We start from the raw sequence: 6,864 nt of genomic DNA on the forward strand, positions 1-6,864 counted from the left end.
CAGTAGGACAGGTGCACATGCACTTGGCTCATCTCGCCGGCATGGGGCACGACCGGCAAGCGATGCGCGTGGGCGAGGTTGGCGACCTGGATGTATTCGGTGATGCCCGCGAGCCTTGTTACATCAGGCTGGACGTACGTCAGCGCGCCGGCTGCGAGAAAGGTTTTGAAGGCATCGAGCGTGTAAAGCTGCTCGCCGAGCGCAATCGGGATCGAGGTCGAGCGGGCAAGCGCCGCGTGACCCGCCACATCATCGTACCAGAGTGGTTCCTCGAACCAGAAGATGTCTAGGGGCTCGACCTGCGCGCAGAAGCGGATGCAGGTCGGCAGATCCCATTTGCCGTTTCCGTCGATCGCCATCCGCACGCCTGGACCAATCGCCTTGCGGACGGCAGCGAGGCGATCGATGTCGATATTGGGATCGTCATGACCGACCTTGACCTTGATGCGGGTGAAGCCGTCGACCTCAACGGCCTTCTTCGCTTCCGAAAGCAGGGTTTCCCTTGAAAAGGACAACCAGCCCATATCGGTGTTATAGGCTTCTAGTGCCTTGACGCCCTGGCCCCCGAGGAATTTCCACAGCGGCAGCCTCGCCTGCTTCGCAGCGAGATCCCACAGGGCGACATCGACGGCCGCGAGCGCCAGATGCGTAATGCCGGCGCGCCCGACCCACTGCAGCGCAGGAGAGCGCGCAAGCTTCGTCCAGAGCCGCGAGCGGTCGTTGGCGTCCTCCCCGATCAGCAACGGCGCATAGGAGGTCCCGATGCAGGAGGTGATCAGGCGATCGGATGCGATATGGCCATGGGTGCCCGTGAAGCCGTAGCCCTCCAGCCCGTTATCCGTCCGAATACGTGTGCCGACGACACCCCAGTGGGTGATGCTGTGGGTGGAGTCCGAGATCGAGCTCTGCGTCAGTGGCAGGTGCAGGATGAACGGTTCGACGGCAACGATCTTCATGGGGGTGTTAAGTCCTGGAGGGGGACGGGCAAGCTCAGAAGCAACTGCGCGAGAAAGCTACGGGTGCGCTCATGGCGCGGCTTGAGAAGAACCCCTCCGGCGGCGCTTGGGACGTTTGTCGTTGTGATCCTCCGGCAAGGACCATAACCAGAGTCCTCGACAAAATAAAATAGAAAATTTTTTATTTTCAATATTGCATTATCTGCCCGCGCAGCGATCATAGCGATATGAACTCCGTCGTCCGCGCCACCTTGTCCGATCAGGCCTATGAAGAATTGCGCGCGCGCATCCTCTCCGGAGTTCTACCTGGCGGCAAACGACTCCTTCCCGAGGAACTCGCTCTCAGCCTTGCCATCAGCCAGACGCCCATTAAGGAGGCGCTGCTGCGGCTAGAGGCGGACGGTCTCGTCGTATCCGCGATGCGCAAGGGGGCAGTCGTGCGGCAATTCACCTTCGCAGATGTGGAGGAGCTCTATGAAGGGCGCATGCTGATCGAGCTCAACGCCGTAGGCCGCCTCTTCGAGCTACAGGCAGTGAGGACCGATCTGCTCGGCGAATTGTCGCGCTGCCTTGAGACGCATGAGTTCTACGCGCGGCGCGGCTCGCTCGACGACATCACCACCGCCCTCGTCCACGATCGCAAGTTCCACAGTGCCCTTATGGCGGCTGCCGGTAACAGGCTCATCTGCGAATGGCACCAGCGAATCCTAGGCCAGACCCATACCGTCTTCGTCTATCTGGCCGGTGATTACAGCCGCTCGGCCGACGAGCACCACGATATCCTAGACGCGTTAAAGGTCGGCTCACCCGACCAAACTCGCGAAGCTCTGCGCCGGCATCTCCTGCACAGCCGCGACAACGCGCTCGAAAATGTCAGCCGCTCAATACTCAGCGAGACAACAGAGTCCTGATCGGGCCGCGTGCGCTCTGTCGCACATCCCGGAGAAATACGATGAACTATCTGGACTTTTCCGGCGCGCGCTCGCAGGCCGCAATTCGTCGAGGGCGGCATCGGCACGACAGCCTGGTCCTCCCTCTACCGTGTCGGCCACCTCGCGCAGGCAGCGCAATGGACACTCCTGCTCTCGCTGATCGCCTTTGCCGGCGGCGGGCTGCTCGGCGCCGGACTGACATTGTTGCCCGTCCCGATTTTCCCGCCCTTGCGCTGGATCATCGCCTATTTCGGGGTATCTCATCTCGGGTTCGGCTTGCGGGTAATCCTCGCAGCAGGGCTCGCGCTGACGCTCTGTGCGGCGGCCTTACTGACCGACATCTGGCGCGGCGCGATCGAGTCGGTCGGGTGCGGCCCATGGGAGGGAGCCGACGGGTTGGCTGCCCACGGCGATGCGGTTTGTCATCCTGCCGCGGGGGTTGCGGCTCGCAGTCCCCGACAGTCGGCTTTTCCGTGCAACTGGTGAAGAACACAGCGCTCGCCGCCGTCATCAGCTTCATTGAGCTGGCGCCCGACGGCGATTTCGGCCGAGAACCTCGCGCGCAGCGCGATTCTCGCCGGTGTCGATCCGCAAGAAGCCTATCTCCGCCACGGCAAGTTCTAAGGGGTTGCTCACGTGAGGATCACCGATATCGAGGTCCGCTGCTGCCAGCGCAAGCCTGAGCATTTTCAGGCTGCCGCCTTCCGCACGGGCGATTTCGGCAATTTCGAATTCCTGGTGGTGACGCTGAAGACCGACAGCGCCCTGTCGGCGACGACCTTCGGTTTCGCCGGCCGGTCCGCGCCCGGTGCTGGCCAGCTCATCGCCGACACCTTGCGGCCTTTCTTCATCGGACGCGATCCGCGCGATCGCGAAAAAGCCTGGCACGAGTTCCGAACTGCCGATCGCTGGTGGGGGCATCTGCCGATCTACGCCTATGGCCCCTTCGACACCGCACTCTGGCTGCTCAGCGCGCAAGCAGCCGGCCAGCCGCTCTACAAATATCTTGGCGCCTATCGCGATTCCGTTCCGGCCTATGGCAGCTCGATGATCCTGAAGGAGCCTAAGAACTACGCAGCCGAGGCGCTGCGGGCTCAGGCAGAAGGCCTGCGCGCCTACAAGCTCCACACGCCGGGCAACGATATCGAAGAAGATCTGGAGGCCCATCGGTTGGTGCGCGAGGCGGTCGGGGCGACATTTACGCTGATGTCGGACCCCGTCTCGACCTATAATCTCGAGCAGGCGATCCGCTTCGGTCGAGCACTGGAGAAGCTCGACTACTACTGGTTCGAAGAGCCGCTCTACGACGAGGATGTGCATTCGCTGCGCGAACTCAGCCGGACGCTGGAGATACCGATTGTTGGGACCGAAGTCCTCGCCAAACATCCCTACAGCATCGCCGAATGCATCGCGACACGCGTCGTCGATCGGGTCCGTGCCGACGTATCCTGGACCGGCGGCGTGACCGGCGTCATGAAGACCGCGCGGCTGGCGGAAGCCTTCGGCGTCAATTGCGAGGTCCACACCTCGATCTTCCACCCAATGGAGATCGTCAATCTGCACTGCTGCGCGGCGATGAAGAACTGCGATTATTTCGAGGTTCTCTATCCGATCGAGGGCTTCGCCTTTGGATTGAAGGAGAAACTGCCGATCAGCGACGGTCTGGCGACACTACCCACCCTGCCCGGTCTCGGCGTCGAGATCGATTGGGACGACGTCGATCGCATGACCGTCAAGATCGTTTGAGGTGAAATGAAAGCCCTCTCCATCGACCGCCCCAGTTCGATATCCTTCGCCGAACGAGGATGCTGATCCGCGCCAACACCAAGATCCTGATCGATGTAGGAGACCGCTTGTGACTGCATCCCACCCACTCGATATTTTCTCGCTGAAGGGACACCACGCGCTCGTTACTGGCGGCGGCAGCGGCCTGGGCCTGGGCATCGCGCGCTGCTTTGCAGCGGCCGGAGCCAGAGTAACGCTGGCAGGCACCAATGCGCAGAAGATAGAGAACGCAGCGGCAGATCTGGGCGGCGAGACTGGATCTTTACCATTCGACGTCACTCGCGTCGATCAGGCTGAAGCCTATGCCGAGGCGGTCATGCAGCGTTTCGGGCCGGTATCGATCCTGGTGAACAACGCCGGCAACACGATTAAAAAACCCATTGCGAATATGACACCAACCGACTTTAGGACGATCCTGGACGTGCATGTCCATGGTGCTTACGCTCTGTCGCGCGCCTTCCTCGCCCAGATCGAGCGAGCCGGGAACGGCTCGATCCTGTTCACGGCCTCGATGAGCTCCTTCCTCGGCATTCCCAACGTGATTGGCTATTCGGCGGCGAAGGCCGCCTATGTCGGAATGGTCCGGGCCATGGCGACCGAACTCGCGCCCCAGAAGGTCAGGGTCAATGGCGTCGCGCCGGGCTGGATCGACACGCCGCTGTTTCGGCAGGCAACCTCGACCGACCCTGCCCGAAAGGCCAAGATCGACGGCCGTATCCCGATGAAAAGCTATGGCACCGAAGCCGATATCGGCTGGGCGATGACGTATCTAGCGTCGGCAGCTGCAGCCTATGTCACCGGCCATATCATGGTAGTCGATGGCGGCGCACTACATGGATTCTAAGCAATTTCGAAAGCACCGATTTCTTTCAGGTCATCTGGACTTACGCCCTGAGGTCGCGATCGAGGGGGGGCCCGGGTTCGCTAGAGAGCGGTTTCCGGTCATTCTGGATCGTACCCAGCGGCTTTGAAGAAGTTTGAGCATTCGGCTCGCGAGAATAGCGGGATGATGTCTGCGATCCTGCTCCATAGATTGTCGCGCGTTCGCTCTGCTGTCTTGCGCAGCACGGCTTTCACCTTCGAGAAGGCGTTTTCGACCGGGTTGAAGTCGGGGCCGTAGGGCGGGAGGTAAAGCAGGCTCGCCCGGGGCCTCGATGGCCGCACGCACGCGCGCGCCCTCCGAAGTTGACCATGACGACTATGTCGCCGGGCTTCAACTCGGGCACGAGCACCTGATCGACATAGGCCTGGCGGCACGGTGGGGTTCTTCTTCAGCGAAAACCGTGACCTGCCGTCGGCCAAATGCTTCCTGCGGAAGGCACTTGCGCGCCATGGCAGACCGGATCGCATTTCATTGACACGACTTCACCACCCGCGCTGGCGCTTGATCATGTCCTTCTGCGCTTCTTTCTGCTGCTTCCAGTAGGATTTCTGATCGTGCCGCTGCATCTCGTTGAAGTCGCGGATACGCTCCTTGCGAGACGTCGAATTGCGATAATCGTTCCAGTCATAGTGGTTGTCGTGGACGAAATCGTCCTCGCCATCGTCGCGGAAGAGATCGCGCAGGAGCGAGCGGGCCGGCTCGACCAGCCCCGGCGCCTGAAGGCCGAGCACGGGCGATGCCGCAGAGGCCGAGCCCCGGAACACGACCACCGCCAGAACTGGCAATGTCAACACCAGACCGAGCCGCATCAGGCTGTAAAAGCTCGTCATCGGACCCTCCCTATTGCTCGGACTGTCGGGTGAAGAGATGGGGCAGCTCCGGATTGATCCAACGCACCTGCGCAACCCGCCCGGTCACATCGCGCTCGAAGCGCATCTGGACAAAGGGCGTGTCACCGACGATCGCAACGATGGCCTCGTAGCCTCCTGCCGCGGTGATCCGTGCCTGGAACAGGTTCGGATCATCCTTGTGGGCCTCGAGGAGCATGCTCAGGTCGGTCCGGTCGAGCTTCATCTGCGGCTTGCCATCAGCCACCGAAACGACCGCGTCGCCAAGAACCGGCGACGCATAGGTCCCGAGAAGGGCGGCGATGTTGGCCGGCATCGGGCCGACAACGAACGCCGCCTGCTCCAGCTTCTCCTGCTCTCGCTGCTTCTTCGACGAGGCGGCCGCCAGCGCGATGTTGTCGACCGCAGGGTTGCCGAGCACCCGGTCGTAGAACCAGAGTCCAAGCGCATCGGCCAGGCTCGGGCCGCCGACATTGGTCAGGATTACGATGCCGGTTTTGGCGTCGGGCAGGAAGCCAACATGAGCGCCGAAGCCCGAGGTGCCGCCATTATGCCAGATCGCCCGACCGCGCGGCATCGCCATCGCAAGCCAGCCGACGGCGTAGCTCATACGCTCGTTCACCGCGACGCGCGGCGTCCAGGTGACGTCGAGATTCTCCTCGGAGACAATGACCTTCTCGCCGAAATGGCCGCGCCCGAGCTGGAGCCGCAGCCACTTTGCCATGTCCGGCACGTTGGAGTTGAACGCGCCCGCCGGTCCCAGCGCATAGGGGAAGGCAGGGTGGAACGGGATCGCGACCGGCTTGTCATCGAGCCTGTGGCCCATGGCACGGTTGGGCGCCTGCGCGATCGCCTCGGCCGTTGCTGTGGTGGAGGACATGCCGAGCGGGTCGAGCAGGGTCCGCTTCACCGATGCTGCCCAGGACTCGGCGCCATTGACCTTGGCGACGATTTCGCCGCCGGCCAGATGCGGGATGTTGAGATAGCGGAAATCGGAGCGGAAGATACCGGTCTGCGGCGCCACGCGCATCGAGCGGAACAGCGTCTCCTTGTCGAATCCGAGGAAGGCCAGCCCATCATTTACATAGGGCGTCAGGCCGCTGCGCTGGGCGGCGATGTCGAGGATACGGAAATCACGCGAGATGAACGGGTCGGATAGCTGGAAATCCGGAACGAAGTCGCTGGCATGGTCGGTCCATTTCAGCTTGCCGGCATCGACCGCCTGGGCCAGCGTCGTCGCGAAGAAGGCCTTGGTGGTCGAGCCGACCTGGAACATCGTGTCGGGCGTGACGGGATCGGGCTTGCCGGCCTCCTTGACACCGAAGGCCTTGCTGAAGATGAGCTTGTCGTCGAAGACGATGCCGATCGCGACGCCAGGGACCGACAAAGCGCTCATCCCCGCCGCGACCTGCTTGTCGAGATCGGGCAGCAGTGCCTCGATCGACGCCTGCGTCGGCAGT

Annotated in this window: 6 protein-coding genes and 2 pseudogenes; 4 read left to right on the forward strand and 4 right to left on the reverse strand. The window is 62.3% G+C overall.

The features are described 5' to 3' along the window. Positions 1 to 956 (reverse strand): mandelate racemase/muconate lactonizing enzyme family protein (locus AC1DVA_RS25780; RefSeq protein WP_476807762.1); only part of this gene is annotated, 956 nt, incomplete at its 3' end. 227 nt (positions 957 to 1,183) lie between these two features. Between AC1DVA_RS25780 and AC1DVA_RS25785 the strand changes: the two genes are divergently transcribed. From AC1DVA_RS25785 to AC1DVA_RS25795, 3 genes are all read left to right on the forward strand, one after another. After that, complete coding sequence (locus AC1DVA_RS25785) at positions 1,184 to 1,867, forward strand: GntR family transcriptional regulator (protein WP_476807763.1); 684 nt, start codon at positions 1,184 to 1,186, stop codon at positions 1,865 to 1,867. A gap of 657 nt (positions 1,868 to 2,524) precedes the next feature. Next, on the forward strand, positions 2,525 to 3,634 hold the full coding sequence (locus AC1DVA_RS25790) for an enolase C-terminal domain-like protein (protein WP_265055525.1): 1,110 nt from the start codon (positions 2,525 to 2,527) through the stop codon (positions 3,632 to 3,634). A gap of 109 nt (positions 3,635 to 3,743) precedes the next feature. Beyond that, positions 3,744 to 4,517: an SDR family NAD(P)-dependent oxidoreductase gene (locus AC1DVA_RS25795; protein WP_265055526.1), complete on the forward strand. Its 774-nt coding sequence runs from the start codon at positions 3,744 to 3,746 to the stop codon at positions 4,515 to 4,517. A gap of 98 nt (positions 4,518 to 4,615) precedes the next feature. Here AC1DVA_RS25795 and AC1DVA_RS25800 read toward each other — a convergent pair. Continuing rightward, a pseudogene (locus tag AC1DVA_RS25800) lies at positions 4,616 to 4,923 on the reverse strand (transposase); the annotation flags it as partial. Here AC1DVA_RS25800 and AC1DVA_RS25805 point away from each other — a divergent pair. Beyond that, a pseudogene (locus AC1DVA_RS25805) lies at positions 4,923 to 5,024 on the forward strand (IS6 family transposase); the annotation flags it as partial. The pseudogenes AC1DVA_RS25800 and AC1DVA_RS25805 sit on opposite strands and share 1 nt — an antisense overlap. 14 nt (positions 5,025 to 5,038) lie before the next feature. On the opposite strand, the gene AC1DVA_RS25810 reads toward AC1DVA_RS25805, so the two are convergent. Continuing rightward, a complete protein-coding gene (locus AC1DVA_RS25810; RefSeq protein WP_476807764.1) occupies positions 5,039 to 5,386 on the reverse strand; it encodes a hypothetical protein in 348 nt (115 codons plus the stop codon). 10 nt (positions 5,387 to 5,396) lie between these two features. Further along, a partial coding sequence (locus AC1DVA_RS25815) for a serine hydrolase domain-containing protein (protein WP_476807765.1) occupies positions 5,397 to 6,864 on the reverse strand: 1,468 nt, incomplete at its 5' end.

Source organism: Allobosea sp. P4_C6, assembly GCF_056402015.1.

Excerpts from the sequence above, each read along its gene's own strand:
- AC1DVA_RS25785 (WP_476807763.1), top strand. The coding sequence starts at position 1,184 with ATGAACTCCGTCGTCCGCGCCACCTTGTCCGATCAGGCCTATGAAGAA.
- AC1DVA_RS25810 (WP_476807764.1), bottom strand. The coding sequence starts at position 5,386 with ATGACGAGCTTTTACAGCCTGATGCGGCTCGGTCTGGTGTTGACATTG.